Source organism: Streptomyces sp. PTL18 (genome assembly GCF_059510295.1).
In genome coordinates this window covers 1-14,006 of the sequence record NZ_JCAJZO010000026.1, presented here as the reverse complement: position 1 = coordinate 14,006, position 14,006 = coordinate 1, and the positions used below count along the sequence as shown (strand labels likewise).

Sequence of the window (14,006 nt, the reverse complement as noted above, 5' to 3'; positions counted from 1 at the left end):
CGGGTTCGGGCGGCGTGTGACCGGCTGTTCGGAGCCTGGTCGAAAGCTCCTGGGCAAGCTGGGCACGAAGGCTAGGCGCTGGCTCCGGCGCCGCCGCAAGCCGTGCACCCCAATGGGAGGTACTACTGGTAGATCTTCTTCTGCGGGACTTACTAGTACCCCTCTGAAGGGAACCAGCCCCGCAGCACCACAAAACTCCTCGGTCTCCTCGGGCTCTCCCGTGCGCCGGCGCTTCCGGCTGGCAAGTCAACTCATCGAGCGCGTCCCTTGGCTGCACCGTGCCTCCCTTCCCCGCATCGCCTGGGTTGTCGGCGCGGTTGCAGATGCCGGCTGGACGGTCGACGAGGTCATGGCATGGCTCAATCTTCAGGCCCCGCCAGAGCGCGTGACGCGCCCCTCCGGCTTCCTCGCCCGTCGGCTGCAGAGCGCCACCATCATTTGGCCGACGGAGGCTGGTCGCCGAAGTGCCGTCGAGGCCGATCGCGACTCTGCAAGGTCCAGGCGCAGCCGTCGCGCCGACTACGGCTTCCTGAGCGACAGACAGCACCTGCCGAGCACCCTCGTGTCACTCGTTGCCGATGGCATTCGCCGCGGCCGCGCCAAGCTCGTCCTGCAGCAGACCGATCGCGGGCTGGACGTACTCGATCCTGAGGCCCCGCCGTCCCCGGACCTGAACCTTCCGGTACCCGAAGGTGACTGGGATGCCACCGCTCTTGCGTTCGAGGCGGCCCTGGCAACCACGGGTGGAGCCGGGGTTGTATGACTGGCACAGCAGCCTCGCCACTTAGCCTCGGGAAAGACGGAGCCTCGCAGTCCAGCACAGGCTTGGCAGAAGCAGCTGCCCCTGAACCGAGCAGCGCGTCCCCCAGCGGTCCTGACCTGGCCCGAATAGCGTTGCGCCAATGGGTTGTCGCCTCCCGGTCTGCTCCACCAGCCGCCACGCGCAGGCGACCTCCGCGTTCATCGCAAGCCGATAGCGGACGTGACCCAGTAGGCCTGGGCGCGGCCGTTGGTGCTCTGGCAACCAGCCACGGCTGGCTGGACGGCCTCGCTGGCGAGCGGGTCCGCGATCTCTGGGCAGAGCTCTTCCCCGCGCTCCAGGAGCATGCCGTTGCTGTCGGCTTCGACGCAGAAGAGCGCCATCTCGTACTGCGGCCCCTGACCCGGGCCGCCGCGGCACATATTCGGCTTCACGAGCGACAGTTGCTTGCGGTTCTGGCCGATGCCTCGGTTGATCAGGTGCGAGGACTGAAGGTGCTTTTGCCGGACATGCGGGCGGTACCCGGTGTGGAGACGCCCCTATCAGCGGAGGTTCCTGAGGCACTGCACTCCCCTGCGGCCGCGCCCGTGCAGCGGCCTGGTTCCGAGGAGTACCGCCGTACCCGGGAGGCACTGCGTGCCCTACGTCTGCCTCAGGTGCCCCAGGACAATGCGGAGGCTGATCCATTCGCTGCGACACGCAATACGCTCCGTGCGCCCGAGCCGGCGGAGCCCCCTCAGCCGAGCGCAGAGGTGCTGCGGCGGCGGCAGGCGGAACGGACACATCGACTCGCTTTGGCCCGTGCCCGGGCAGAGCGCCAAGAGAAGAACGGATCCACGTGATTCAGCTTTACGGGGCGCTACGTCGTCGGTATCCACCGACTACGCTTCGCACCGCCTTCAGCGCCACCGTCGCTTCGGGCGAATGCGCAGGCGCTCGGCCGTTCTCCTCGGCGACCCGGTCGATCTCCTCCACGGCGAACCGGAGATGAGTGATGATGCTGGCCTCGCAGGTTGGGCTCACAGGTTCTTCGAGTAGGTGCGCCAGGTCATCGAGCCACTCAACGGCCTCGTCGTCAGTGGTCAGTGCGGCCCGATGCAAGAGAAGCTCAGCGGAGGCTCGGCGGACCCGTTCGTAGTTCCGCTGGACCCAGTTGCTGCGGCTGTCCTCTTCGTCCGCCTCGCCTCTCGCGTGTGCCCTCAGGACATGTGGTGCTCGCAGGGCTGAGGGCCCAAGCTCCACGGCGACCTGCAGCCGTTGCTTGCGTTGGACCGTGCCGTTCTTCGTCGTGATGCCGAGTGGATCGCCCAACTGCCTCCACGTGGCACCGGCTTCGTTTCCGTCCTGAAGCGCAGCCAGTTCCTCACGATCGAGTAGGAGGCGAAGCTGTTGGATGAGGACCAGGCGGTCAATGGCCTCCGCACGCCTGGCAAGGCGCGGGAGGGCCCTCTTATGGTTGCGGGCGAAGATCACGACGGCTAGTTCGGCTCCTGGGGCCTCGGGGTCTGGGAACTCGTCCCGTCGGGGATTGTCAGCTGTCGCGTGCCGCTTCTCGAATCGTGCCATGATGCGCCTGGTGTCCGCGGGCGTGGGCCGAAGCGGCTTGGGGGGCCTCTTTTGCTCCATAAGGGTCCTTGAGAATGGGCAACACTCTGTTGCCGGGGCCTCTGGTTGGCCCGTCAATCTTCTCCCACTCCTCACTTCCCCACACGCTAAAGCGGCAGGTCAGTGGCGTCTTTCTTGGCCAGGCTCGTGTGGAGCTGGGGCATTCCTACGTCCCCCGCCTCCTGTTCTTCCACGAAGGCAGGCGCCCTCCTCGCCAGTGAAAGCAACCATGCTCGCGCCAGGCAAGAGAGGGCGAGCGTCGCAACTTGTCCACATGAAAGCAATCTCCATGAAAGGGTTCCTTGGCTGCCCTCACACGGTTGGCATGTGCTGTGACCGGAGTTTCGCTGACGAAACTCACCTTCGCCTGTACGGCGGGAGCCTTGTGCGCTGTCCAGTGTCAACCCCAGGCGGTAGGCGGTCTCTCGATGGTCTTCCTACCCGGCGCCGCGGATGCAGGCCAGCGAGCCGGGGCGGCAAGGGCGCGATCCAGTCCATGTCCACGGCCTGGTCCAGCCAGCGGCGAGCGATGTGGGCCAGGGGAGCGAGAACGAATGACAGCGATGGCCCTGGGCAGCTGAAGATCGACAATAGCCCCTGCAGCCAGACGTCCCGCGCAGCCTAGGTATCGAGTAGGCACATCACACATCCGGGGCCGCTGCCCCTGGTAGCCGACCAGCCGGCGGAGCATTGATTCAGGTCGGCGACCGGTAAGGGCAGTTTCGTCAACGAAACCTTGATGCGCCTCGGACGGTGTTGGCTGCCCCTCCCCCGGGTTCCCTGTGACCGCACACGTTGAGGCCCCGTGGTCGTACGTGCCCAGCCCGTTTCTGGTTTCGTCGGCGAAACCAACCGGTCGAGTCAGGAACCCCGCGCCCCAATCGTTCTGTCCCGTTGTCCCGTCTCAGCCAACCGAGCCGACTACGGATTCGTCTCATCGAACCCAGACGCCGCAGGCCGGAGGGCACGAGGCCCTGGCCCGCTCAAGGAGGGAGCGTCTCAACGAAGTTAGTCGCCCCTGGTCAGCAGCTCGGGATCGACTGGGTTCGTTGAGAACGGACACCCGTCTCAGAATCCTCGCATCAGAGTGGCTGACCGAAGGTAACAACCTTGTTGAGGCAGACGCTGTCTGAGCGAAGCAGAGATGCCAGGGTCTGCGCCGCAACCCGCCCTGGTTTCGTCAACGAAACCCGCAGTGCCAGGACACCGTCTGGCCTGGGCTATAAGCCCGTTATGTGAAGCTCTTGATGTTAAGCCGGGGCAGTTTGCCGCGGACGTCGTGATCAACACGCTATGGTGCTGCCGATCCGCATCACGTCGAGTTTGGAGTCTGGATGCCGCGCGACAGGAACAAGAGCAGGACCCCCGCAGCGCCCCCGCCCCCACCGCCGACAGCAGCTTCCGCGGGAGCACCGGGCGCGGGCAATCCCTCCATGGCTCCTCGCGGCCAGTTCAACCGACGGCAGGAAGGCCAGCGCTTCCTCACCCCTCTCCAGTCGATTGCCCCCAGCCCTCGCAACCTACGTGAGGAGTGGGAGTACCAGACTGAGGAATTTGAAGAGTTCTCGAACAACGTCGAGAACACCGAGCTGATTCAGGACCCTGCGGTCTGCTCAGTCGACGCCTTCGTCGCCAGGTACCCGGAGCACGCGAACGATTTCGGTCCGGCAGTGGAGTGGGTTCTGTTGGCTGGTGAGCGGCGCTACAGGGCGCTGCTTGGCAAGAAGGCCCTCACGGAGAGCGTGCCTGTCGTGCTGCGGGACAGACTCCTAGAGAAGGGTGATTTTGTCCTTCTCAGCGAGAACAACTTCCGGAAGGGTTGGGACCCGATTCAGGAGGCCATGCTTCTGGATCGGATCCGGCGGGAGGAAGGCCTTACCTACGACGAGATCTTGGAGAAGCTCGGCGGAGAGCAGAGTGCCATCAAGCGGCGTTCTGACATCTCCAAGCGCATGAAACTCCTTGAGCTGCAGGACGGCCCCCTGCGGCGCGCGATCCGGCAAGGCAAGATCGGCTTGGAGCCTGCATACACGTTGGTCAGCCGCTTGAAGCAGCCTGAGCTGATCGAGCAAGGCTGGGCGCTGATGCAAGAGGACGAGGTCACGGCGAAGGTCGCCTGCGACTCCCTGCTGGGTAAGGCCCGGACTCCCGCCCAGGGCGCGAGTGATACCGACTCCAGCACGGGGACCCCCGATCTGGCCCATGAGTTGCATGCAGGGGGCCCCGCTGCATCTGCCTCTGGTGACGGTGGTGTGATTCCGGAGAAGCCGGCCGACCATCAGGATGAGCCCGCATCGGGCGGTGCTGCACAACAGGAGGCAGGGAACCCCGAGATCCCGCCGACACCGCACGACTCCCTCGAACCCGCTGTTTCCGCACAGAGTTCCGCTGAGGAGACTGTCGGCGCCAGCGACGTCAAGGTGCCCGCTCAGCAGAGCTCTGACTCCGATTCCTCGCCCGCCCAGACGCCCTCCGCACCGGCGCAATCCGAGAGGTCCACGGAGGAAGCCGATTCGAGCGATGGGCCCGACGTCAACGCTCGGCTGGTGGCGTGCAAGAAGGTGTTGTCTTCTGCCACATGGACGATGCCGGATGCCGCCATGCGAAGGGTTGCTGTGCACGCGCTCGTAGAGGCGCCGCGGCAGGCATTTGACCTTGCTGTGCAAATCGCGGAGCGGGTCGGGCTGACGGACGGCAACCGATTCAGGTATGTTGCAGCTCTCGAAGCGGCAGACGACGGCGGCGTCTTTACCATGGCGTACGCGGTCGCGCTCGCAACCGACGAGCTGCACTTGCGCAGCGTCGGGGATCGTCTTGACGCCCGTGCCGCCGACTACCTGAAGCACCTTCACGACGGTGCTGGTTACGACATCACGGGATACCAGTCAGCCCTTGAGGCAATTTCGTCAACGAAACTTTGAGCTCTGGAGCCTCCGTGACTCAACCGTCCCGCCCATCGATCACCCTGCCCCTGCAGCTCCCACTCACTCGGCGTCTGTACCCGGAAGGTCCGCTCGTTGTGACCTATGCCAACGAGGGAGGTGGAACGAGGAAGACCACCGGCATCGTGAACACTGCGGTCAGCCTGGGCAACATGGGTCTCAAGGTGGGTATCGCTGACTGCGACCAGACGATGGCAGCCTCTACATACCTCGGATACGGCGTCACCAACAGGAAGTACTACCCCCAGCGCACTGAGCTGATCTATTCGCGCCTGGCCCAGATGCCCAATATCTATGGCGTCCTCACGGGTGAATGCGACCTCAAGGAAGCCATGGTTCCTGCGCACACCCGAGTCGTTCCCGTCACACGGGGCGAGGAGGGCGAGTTCTTGGATGACGAGCGCTGGGATACCGATAAGTGCTTCGAGGCCATCCCCAATGTCAGCTTGATCCTGGGATCTCGTGACATGGCGATCGCCTCTGAAGACATCCGCAATGCTGGCCGTCCTGGCTCGCGCTCGAAGGCGGGGCTCCACTGGCTGCGGAAGTCCATCGAAGCATTGCCCACGGGCACTCTCGATGTTCTCCTGATCGACAGTCGGGGAACCTTCGACACCCTCGAACTCACTGAGCTCGGCGCATCCGACTACGTCGTCGGCTGTGTCAAGCCGGACACCAAGGACGACGACACCCTGCACGGGCTGAAGGCGCTGATCAGTACGGCGCAGGAGCAGTTCGAGTTCTCAGGCGGGGCTGCCGACCTGCGCTACATCCTCTTCAACGGATACGTGAAGAACCGCGGCAAGTTCTACATGGAGATGTATGAGGAGCTCAAGGCCTTCTATGGCGACATGCTCCTGCCGTACGTCTCTGAGAACGTGCAAGTAGCGGAGAGCGTCAAGGAGCAGGAGCCCGTCCACTACTACATGCAGGGACAGGATCCGCTGATCATGGAGCAGTTCGACGCGATCGGCAGGGTCATCGCACGCGACCTGCGTCTTGCTGCATAGGGGTTTCGTCGACGAAACCCCTCGGGGCGCACTGGGCCTGCACCGATCCCACGTCGGGCAGGCCCTGTCCCGTCTCATCGAACCGTGTCGGCCGCGCTCTGTCTCAACGAATCCAGTCGCCACAGGTCCAGGCGCAAGGGCCCCTGGCCGGCGCAGGGAGCGGCTGTCTCAACGAAGTTAGTCGCCCCTGGTCAACAGGTCGGGGTCGACTGGGTTCGTTGAGACAGGACAGGCCCAGCGGGCTTTCCGGACATCCCTGGGACACCTGATGTCTGAACGTTCATTCACGGCGGACCTTAACTGTCCTGTGAGCTGGCCGACGTAGACAGTGCCCCATTACGCGCCCTGCCTGAAGCTCATTCACAAACGCACTATGTGCCCGCGCTTGCTCTGGCCGCGGCGGGAGATGGCGAGGCAGCTCTTAGCAGCCAAAGCAAGCCTCCTCAGAGTTCTAGGAAGCGAGGCTTGCAGTCCCTCGCAGCGAGGCAAGCCTCGGGCCCTGTCTCAGACCCCGGCTTGCTTCTGGCTCGGCCCGAGCCTCGGGCTCGGGCCCAGATCGCCCCAGTGCGGCGGGAACAAGCCCGTCCCCTCCCATTACGGCAGGCGCTTGCGCCGCTGCAGTACTCGATTCACAAAAGCACGAAGTGCCCGCACTGGCTAGCAGGGGAGGTCAGCACCGGTGCCCAGCGTCTCACGCTCGTAGCGCGCGACCCACTCCTTGCGGTAGCGCCTCAGGCTCTCGGCGCTCATGGGGCGCCCTTTCTGCCCCGTGATGCCGTGCTCTTCGAAAAGGACCTTCGACAACTGGGGCATGCTGGGGTACTTGCCGGACTGGTCTGCGAGTCCGGCGAAGACGGCGTAGATCGCCTCGGCCCGACTAGCGCCCGTTCCGCCGATGATGCCGCTGCTTCGAGGCGCCTCCGGCTCAGGCATTGCCCTCGGCTCCTGTTCCGGCTCAGGCCTCGGTTCCGGCTCAGGCATTGCCCTCGGCTCCGACTCCGGCTCGAGCTCCGGCTTGGGCTCTGGCGTCGGCGTGAAGGAAAAGGCACCAGCCACGGGCGTGGTGGGCGGGGGATCCCCTGCCACCCTGGTAGCAGCGGACGACGTCTCGCCTAGCTTGGAAACCTGGACCTGGGGACCAAGGGCCGTGACGTGATCAGAGGGCGGTGATGGCTTCAGCGACGGAGTGTCTATCCGACGTCGAGGGCGGCCGGTGTTGTGCCGCATACGGACGGATTGCTCAGGCCCTGCCATCGCAGGCAATCGATCGATCACCGGGGGTCGGGCAGGGCGTTCCAGCGAGGTCGGGGGAGCAGTCTTGGGTTTCACTGATTCGCCTCGTTGTGAAAGTGGCACACCGAGGGCTGCTAGACGAAGGGGAAGTAGTTCCTCGATAGGCGCCTTGAAGCGCCACCAGAAGCCGTGCCGCCGCTTGACTTTGGCGATGTAGACGAGTCGGTCCTGCTCCTCCTTCAGAGCCGCCTGGTAAGAGCGGCGGTTCCACAGCTGCATGCCGCGCCAGAGCTTGAACGTGGGCACAGGGGAGAGAAGCCAGCGGGCCAGGCGGACGCCTTCGATGTGTCTTGCGTCGGTGATGTCGGCCAGTCTGCCGACGGCGTGGCGGGCTGCTTCCACCGACACCGTGAAAATCAGTGGGAGGACTGCATGCATGGCGGCCCCCAGGGGGTCCGGCCATAGGACTGCGGCGTTGAAGGCGATGGTTGCTCCGGTAAGCAGCCATGCGCTGTAGCGCAGCAGGGGGAATGGGCAGCGAAGCCAGGTTAGGAGGACGTCCAGGGCAAGGACGACGAGGATTCCGCAGTCGATGCCGATGGGGAACACACTCGAGAACGTGCCGAAGCCCTTGTCCTCTGCGAGTTGGTGAACTGCACTGTAGGAGCCGACGAATGCGATGCCGGCGACAAGCAGGGCACCCACGACCACGACTGCGATGAGCCAGCGTTGGAGGGGAGTGGGTGATATCTGCTTGTGCACAGGTAGGTGTCCCCTTGCGATGAGGTCGGCCCGGCCGAGACGCAGCTGAAGGGGTACTCCAATGCCGAGTTCTCGGGCCTCCGTGACGTACGGCAGCGGTGATCGTTGACCGAAGTCTAGGCTGGGCGTGAGCCGGACCGGGTAGTGCTGGCGGAGGGTCACCCACCGCGGGGGGACAGGTCCGTCGGGGCGGATGGTGTCGGCGCATGCGTGGCGTTTCGCGGGCCCCTTGAGGACATCTGTCTGACCTGCGGGTACGTTGTGAGACGGTCGCTAATCTGCTCATCTGCGGCGTGTCGAGTGGGGCGTGTTTGACCAAGGCGCTGGGACTGGAGTTAAGTGTGATCGCAGCTCCAGTGGTCGAGGCTCGTCCACTCGGAGCTGCGGCCCGCCGGTCTGCGGGCTGGCGAGGGGTTCCCCGAGGTCATTTGTGGGAGCCGGGTGGCTTTTCGAGTACCAGGGATAGTTGATGATCGATGTGGCAGCGCTGCGGCAGCCCCGGTCGCAGCACTGGGTTGCCGCGCAATCCGGCGTCAGTCGGCAGACTCTTCGGAATCTCTCTCGGATCGGCCTGTTGCCGCCGGCACGACAACTCACTGGCGCTGACGTGGTGGTGGCGCGATGCGCTCATGCTCTTGGCGCTACGCGCTCAACCAATCGCCGGGCTCAGGCTGGTGAGTGGACCGCGGCAGCACAGGAACGGGATCGAAAGTTGATCGAGACGGTGCGAGGCCTGCTGAACTCAGGCGCTTTCGATGCCCGGACCACGATCGTCGTACATTCCGACAAGTGCGAGGCCACCGCCGCTCTTGAGGCAGTCTCCGAGTGGATGCACACCGGTGAGGATGTCGAGCATCTGGTTCTGCTGCCGTTGGGGAAGTGGGCTTTGGCGGTTCCGGGTGCTGCGGACGAAGCAGCGAGCGAGGGGGTCCTCGTGGCATAAGAAAAGGCACCCCCATCTGCCGGAAACAGTGAGGGTGCCTACGCAGGCTGGGCCTCCGCATGGTGCCTTCGAGGTTACCAGCCAGATCACGGACTGACCGGTTCGCCAGGTCGATCTTCCGTCCTTCTCTCTTTCGTCGAACACTCAAGAGCTGGTGATCATGACGGCAACCCATCTCATCCAGTGGGAGTGCAGGCCGGCTGCGAGCCGCCTTCGGTTCCCGGGCACGGCAGGACCCTCACTTCGATGAGGGCTGCCCACTCCATCGACATCGCCCGCTGGTGCGCCCGCCAGGGTTGGCCTGTACATCCGCTGCAGCCCATGGGAAAGATCCCGATGCCAGGGTGCTCCCGCTGCCGTATCAGTCACCCCGACCACGTTCCTCACTCGGTGGAGGAGTGTGGCTGTCTCGGGCGGGGACTTTGGTGTCACGGCTTTCATGCGGCGACGCGAGAACCCTCGCTGATTGACCGGTGGTGGGGCGGAAATCCACATATGGGCGTTGGAATCTCCACTGGCCCTGCTGAGCTCCTAGTGGTTGACCTCGACTGCCACGCGGACACACCGCCTTCGGAGCTGTCAGCTCTGTTGCCTGCCTTCTCCGCACCGGAAGAAATGCTCAGGACTATCGGCAACGGGCTCGACGCCTTCCGCGTTCTGAGTCAGGTTCTCGACGGGGAGGACTTCACTGACGGGGAGCGCACGTTGGCTGTAGGCACGCCAAGCGGCGGGATGCATCTGTACTTTCGTACACCTCGGCAGACGACGTGGCGGTGCTCCACAGGAGGCAACCTCGGTGGGGTAGCGCTGGGATGGCAGCTGGACGTACGCGCTCACGGCGGCTACATCATCGCGCCGGGGACCCAGGTCACTGCCGGAACCTATAAGCCGGTGGGATCTTGCCGTCGGCCTGCTCGGCTGCCCGGCTGGCTAGCGGGCGCACTTGAGAAAACCGGGCATCTCCTCACAGCCAGGCCTCCGGCGCCAAGACGCTCTCAGGTTCCCAACCGGGCGCGGATGGCCACGACCTCGCCTGCGACAACTTCCGCATGGGCGGCGAAGGTTACAGCGACGGCCTTGGGCGACGTGGCAGACTGCGCATCACTCAGTGAGGGCAGTGGCTGGAACACCAAGGTGAACCGGGCCGCTTATACCCTCGGCGGGCTGGTGGCTGCGGGGTTCATTGCCAGCCAGACCGAGGCTGAGACCGCCCTCTTGCAGGCCGCTCTCCACGCCCGTCCAGAGCGCGAGCGGCAGGCACGCAGCATCATCCAATCCGGACTGGTCGCGGGACAGCGCCAGCCCCTCACTCCGAAAGACCGCTGATGAGCACCACGAGCAGTTCTGTGCCGACGAGTCGGGCTCCGGAGTCCTACAGCGCCACCGCTTCGGCCCAGGCGCTCATCGGGGCCGGAGAGCCCGCCGAGTCCGCGCCCCCCGAAGTTCTCCTCCCGTCCTCGCTGACGGATTGGGGCATGGCTCACTTGTTCCTCAAGGTGTTCGGTGACGAGTACCGCTACGTTCCCGAACACGGCTGGTACAAGTGGGCCGGTCACCGCTGGCAACTCGATGCAAAGTCAAAGGCCATCCAGAACTCGGTGTTCCAGTTGGCTGAGCGGATGCCCTATCCCGACCCCCGACAGAACTCCTCGATCCGATTCCCCGACAGAGAGCTCCACAAGCACAAGAAGAAGTCTCTGAGCATCTCCGGCGTGCGAGCACTCATTCAAACCGCAGAGAGTCTGCCCGACCTGCAGCTCGAGTCGGATGAACTCGACGCCGATCCCTACGCACTGTGCACGCCGGCAGGCATTGTCAACCTCCGCACGGGCGGCCTCCTCGAACCGAGCCGGGATCAGGCCCACACACGCTCCGCCACGGTGGGACCTCGGCGGATGCCAACTCCGATCTGGGACAAATTCCTCATCGATACGTTCGGCGACGATACAGAAGGCCGCGAGATGATCGCGTACCTGCAGCGGCTGTGCGGCTACAGCATCTCCGGCGATGTTGACGCGCAGATCATGCCGTTCCTGTTCGGTGAGGGGCAGAACGGCAAGTCCGTGCTGGTTGCGGTCCTACTTGCTCTGCTGGGCGACTACGCAGATACGGCTCCGCCGAACTTCTTGATGGCACCCCTCTATCCCGACCACCCTACGGAGATGGCGGACCTGCAGGGGCGCCGGCTGGTCTTCTGCAGCGAGATCGACCCAGGCGCCAAGTTCGACGAGGCGAAGCTGAAGCTCCTCACAGGTGGGGATCAGATCAAGGCCCGGAGAATGCGGCAGAACTTCTTCACCTTCAGCCCGACCCACAAGCTCTGGCTCATCGGAAATCACCGGCCGACGGTGGAAACCGGCGGTTTCTCCTTCTGGCGCAGGATGAGGATCATCCTGTTCGCACGGACCGTCCGGGATGAGGACGTGGTGGAGAACCTCGCGGCCAAGATGGTTTCCAAGGAGGGACCGGGCATTCTCCAGTGGCTCGTCGACGGGGCCGTGGCCTACTTCGACAGCGATGACCGCAAGCTGGCCGGACCGGACTCCGTGCGGCTGGCAACGCAGGACTACGAGGAGAGCGAGGACAGCGTCGGCCAGTTTGTCCGCGAGTGCTGTGTAGTGGGCCCTCACGCCACCTATCGGGCCGAGCAGGCTCAGCTCCGACGGGCATACGAGGCTTGGTGTGCCACCGCCGGCATGCGCCCCGTCCCTGTCCGGGAGTTCGGCAACGCCATCAGGCGTCAGGCCAAGATGAAGAGCGCGAAGGACATGGTCAAGAGCAACGGTCGGCGGCACTACGTGGGTATTGGTCTCATTGAGGAGTCCCAAGAGCAGTCCGAGACGGCAGGGGCACAGTGATGAGCCAGGGACAGAAGTCCTGCTTCGGGTCACAAGCTAAAAACTCCTGGTCAGAAGCGCTCGGGCCACCAGGTCAGGGACACACAGGGACACGCTTCCGCTATATGTCTCCGTTCTGGAGTGTCTTCCTGTTCTCCCGACAAGCTAGAGAATCTGTCCCTAAGAGTCCCTGTGAGTCCCTCAATGCCTGCTGATATGCCGTCCGACCTGGTGTTTTCTGAGCAGGGACAGAGTTTTGCGTCCAGGGGCACACCATGTGCCTCCACTCTGCCTGTTCCCAAGCCCCGTCATCACGCCGTGACCGAGGAAGGGGTCTCGTCGATGTCCGAAGCCTTGGCACAGAAGATCACCGACGAGGTGGAGATCGTTTGGGTTGAGGGGGAGGAGGCGCTGGAGCGCTACGACTACGTGCGTCAGGACCTGGTCAAGACGCCGACGAGGCGTGGGGTGCCGCGTATCACCTGGGACGCCCGGATCGTCGGTTACGCCAACCTCAAGACGGACGCCGAGCCCCCGGCTGTCCTTGGTTCTGGTCGCTGGGAACGGCGGGTGTTCTACGTAAAGCCTCAGGACCGCAGTGAGGGAGAGGCTGATGGTGAGCGGGTGAGGTACCAGGGGTCGACGCCGACGGAAGCTGTCGACCCACGCACGGTGAAGCCGAGGGTGGTGGGGACCCTGACGGACCGAGCCCGAGGCAGGTCTGTGTCGCCGGAACACGCGTCTGCGCCGGCCGAGAGGGCACCAGCCCAGTCAGCGGAGGAGAACGGCATGCTCTTCTGAGCTGGCTGCCCGCGCTCAAGGGTCTTCCGTGCCGGATGCCGGAAACTCTGTCCCTCTCTGTCCCTGAAGGCAGCAGAAGGCCAGAGGAATCAGGCCCCTGACCGGCGCTTTTTGAGAAGCCGGTGGGCAGGGACTCTGTCCCTGCCCACCGCAATGACGCTCCCTGAAGTGCCCTTACAGAGGTTGGCTCAGCTGCTGCCTCAAGGCTGCGCGATCACCGTTGGCAAGGCTGGTCTTACAAGGTCCGCACCACAGCGACGACCTTTCCCAGGATCGTTACCTGGTCCGCCCGGATAGGAGCGAAGGCGTCGTTTTCCGGCATCAGCCAGGCGCTCTCACCGTCCAGCTTGAGGCGCTTCACGGTGGCCTCGCTGTCGAGCATCGCGGCGACGATTTCGCCGTTCTCTGCAGTCGGCTGGGCCCGGATGACGACCTGGTCCCCACTGGTGATGTGTGCACCGATCATCGAGTCGCCGGTGACCGTGAGGGCGAAAAGGTCGCCGCGTCCGACGAGTTGGCGAGGAAGCGGCAGTCGGGCATCCACGTGCTGCTCTGCGGTGATCGGCGTGCCGGCGGCGATGCGGCCTATGAGAGGGACCTCAGTGATGGCCGCGGCGCGTTCGGCCTCTGCTGCCCGGGCGGCGAGTTGGACGTCGCTGGGGTCGGGCTCGGATGCGTGAACTGGGACGTAGCAGCGGGGCCGGTGCGGGTCGCGGCGCAGCAGGCCCTTCTTCTCCAGGGTCATGAGTTGGTGAGCCACTGATGAGGTGCTTGCGAGGCCGGTGGCCTGGCCGATCTCCCGCATCGATGGTGGGTAGCCGCGTTGCTGGACCGAATCGGTGATGCAGGCAATGACGTCCCGCTGGCGTTCCGTGAGACCGTCTGTTCCTGTGCGGATCCCTGGCGGCCGCCCGAAGTTCTTGTGGTTGGTGATGGCCCCCATGCGGCCCCCTCCGTTCAGGTCCTTGGGGCAACGGTAACGCGCATGGAGACCATCTCGCACTGGCATTCGATCAATGAGTTTTGGCTGTTCTCTGAGGTCAGGACGCCAGAGGCGGCGGCTCACCGACGGCATCGGGGATGGTAAGGACGAACCAGACGCCAAGATGGGGG

Annotated in this window: 11 protein-coding genes and 1 pseudogene; 8 read left to right on the top strand and 4 right to left on the bottom strand. The window is 64.5% G+C overall.

Translation table 11 applies throughout. The annotated features are described in order from the left end of the window. The first annotated feature begins 220 nt into the window (after positions 1-220). Positions 221-763, top strand: coding sequence for a hypothetical protein (locus AC5WS8_RS32400; protein WP_496107079.1), 543 nt, complete (start codon positions 221-223; stop codon positions 761-763). 197 nt (positions 764-960) lie between these two features. Here the strand turns inward: AC5WS8_RS32400 and AC5WS8_RS32395 are convergent, their stop codons facing one another. Both AC5WS8_RS32395 and AC5WS8_RS32390 read right to left on the bottom strand, forming a co-directional pair. Continuing rightward, entirely contained in the window at positions 961-1,194 is a 234-nt protein-coding gene (locus AC5WS8_RS32395) for a hypothetical protein (RefSeq protein ID WP_366902768.1), read from the bottom strand. 415 nt (positions 1,195-1,609) lie between these two features. Continuing rightward, the gene (locus AC5WS8_RS32390) at positions 1,610-2,326 is read right to left on the bottom strand and encodes a hypothetical protein (protein ID WP_366902769.1); all 717 of its coding nucleotides are present in this window, start codon (positions 2,324-2,326) and stop codon (positions 1,610-1,612) included. Between the two features lie 1,472 nt (positions 2,327-3,798). On the opposite strand from AC5WS8_RS32390, the gene AC5WS8_RS32385 reads away from it, so the two are divergent. Continuing rightward, positions 3,799-5,286, top strand: a complete 1,488-nt coding sequence (locus tag AC5WS8_RS32385; RefSeq protein ID WP_496107078.1) for a ParB/RepB/Spo0J family partition protein — start codon at positions 3,799-3,801, stop codon at positions 5,284-5,286. A 98-nt stretch (positions 5,287-5,384) separates the two neighbouring features. After that, the gene (locus AC5WS8_RS32380; protein WP_366902771.1) at positions 5,385-6,317 is read left to right on the top strand and encodes a ParA family protein; all 933 of its coding nucleotides are present in this window, start codon (positions 5,385-5,387) and stop codon (positions 6,315-6,317) included. A gap of 657 nt (positions 6,318-6,974) precedes the next feature. Here the strand turns inward: AC5WS8_RS32380 and AC5WS8_RS32375 are convergent. After that, on the bottom strand, positions 6,975-8,312 hold the full coding sequence (locus tag AC5WS8_RS32375) for a DUF2637 domain-containing protein (RefSeq protein WP_496107077.1): 1,338 nt from the start codon (positions 8,310-8,312) through the stop codon (positions 6,975-6,977). 469 nt (positions 8,313-8,781) lie between these two features. Between AC5WS8_RS32375 and AC5WS8_RS32370 the strand changes: the two genes are divergently transcribed. The 5 genes and pseudogenes from AC5WS8_RS32370 to AC5WS8_RS32350 all read left to right on the top strand — a co-directional run bounded on the left by AC5WS8_RS32370 (position 8,782) and on the right by AC5WS8_RS32350 (position 12,893). Then, positions 8,782-9,255, top strand: coding sequence for a MerR family DNA-binding transcriptional regulator (locus tag AC5WS8_RS32370; protein WP_496107076.1), 474 nt, complete (start codon positions 8,782-8,784; stop codon positions 9,253-9,255). 246 nt (positions 9,256-9,501) lie between these two features. After that, positions 9,502-10,173 (top strand): annotated as a pseudogene (locus AC5WS8_RS32365) (bifunctional DNA primase/polymerase); the annotation flags it as partial. Between the two features lie 159 nt (positions 10,174-10,332). Further along, entirely contained in the window at positions 10,333-10,581 is a 249-nt protein-coding gene (locus AC5WS8_RS32360; protein WP_496107127.1) for a hypothetical protein, read from the top strand. Between the two features lie 149 nt (positions 10,582-10,730). Next, positions 10,731-12,113 (top strand): DNA primase family protein, encoded by a 1,383-nt coding sequence (locus AC5WS8_RS32355; RefSeq protein WP_496107075.1) that lies wholly within the window; start codon positions 10,731-10,733, stop codon positions 12,111-12,113. 297 nt (positions 12,114-12,410) lie between these two features. Beyond that, positions 12,411-12,893 (top strand): DUF6009 family protein, encoded by a 483-nt coding sequence (locus AC5WS8_RS32350; protein WP_496107074.1) that lies wholly within the window; start codon positions 12,411-12,413, stop codon positions 12,891-12,893. A 235-nt stretch (positions 12,894-13,128) separates the two neighbouring features. Here AC5WS8_RS32350 and lexA read toward each other — a convergent pair whose 3' ends face one another. After that, positions 13,129-13,836 carry a transcriptional repressor LexA gene (gene lexA, locus AC5WS8_RS32345; protein ID WP_496107124.1) on the bottom strand — a complete coding sequence of 236 codons (708 nt, stop codon included), beginning with the start codon at positions 13,834-13,836 and terminating at the stop codon, positions 13,129-13,131. Positions 13,837-14,006: the final 170 nt, after the last annotated feature.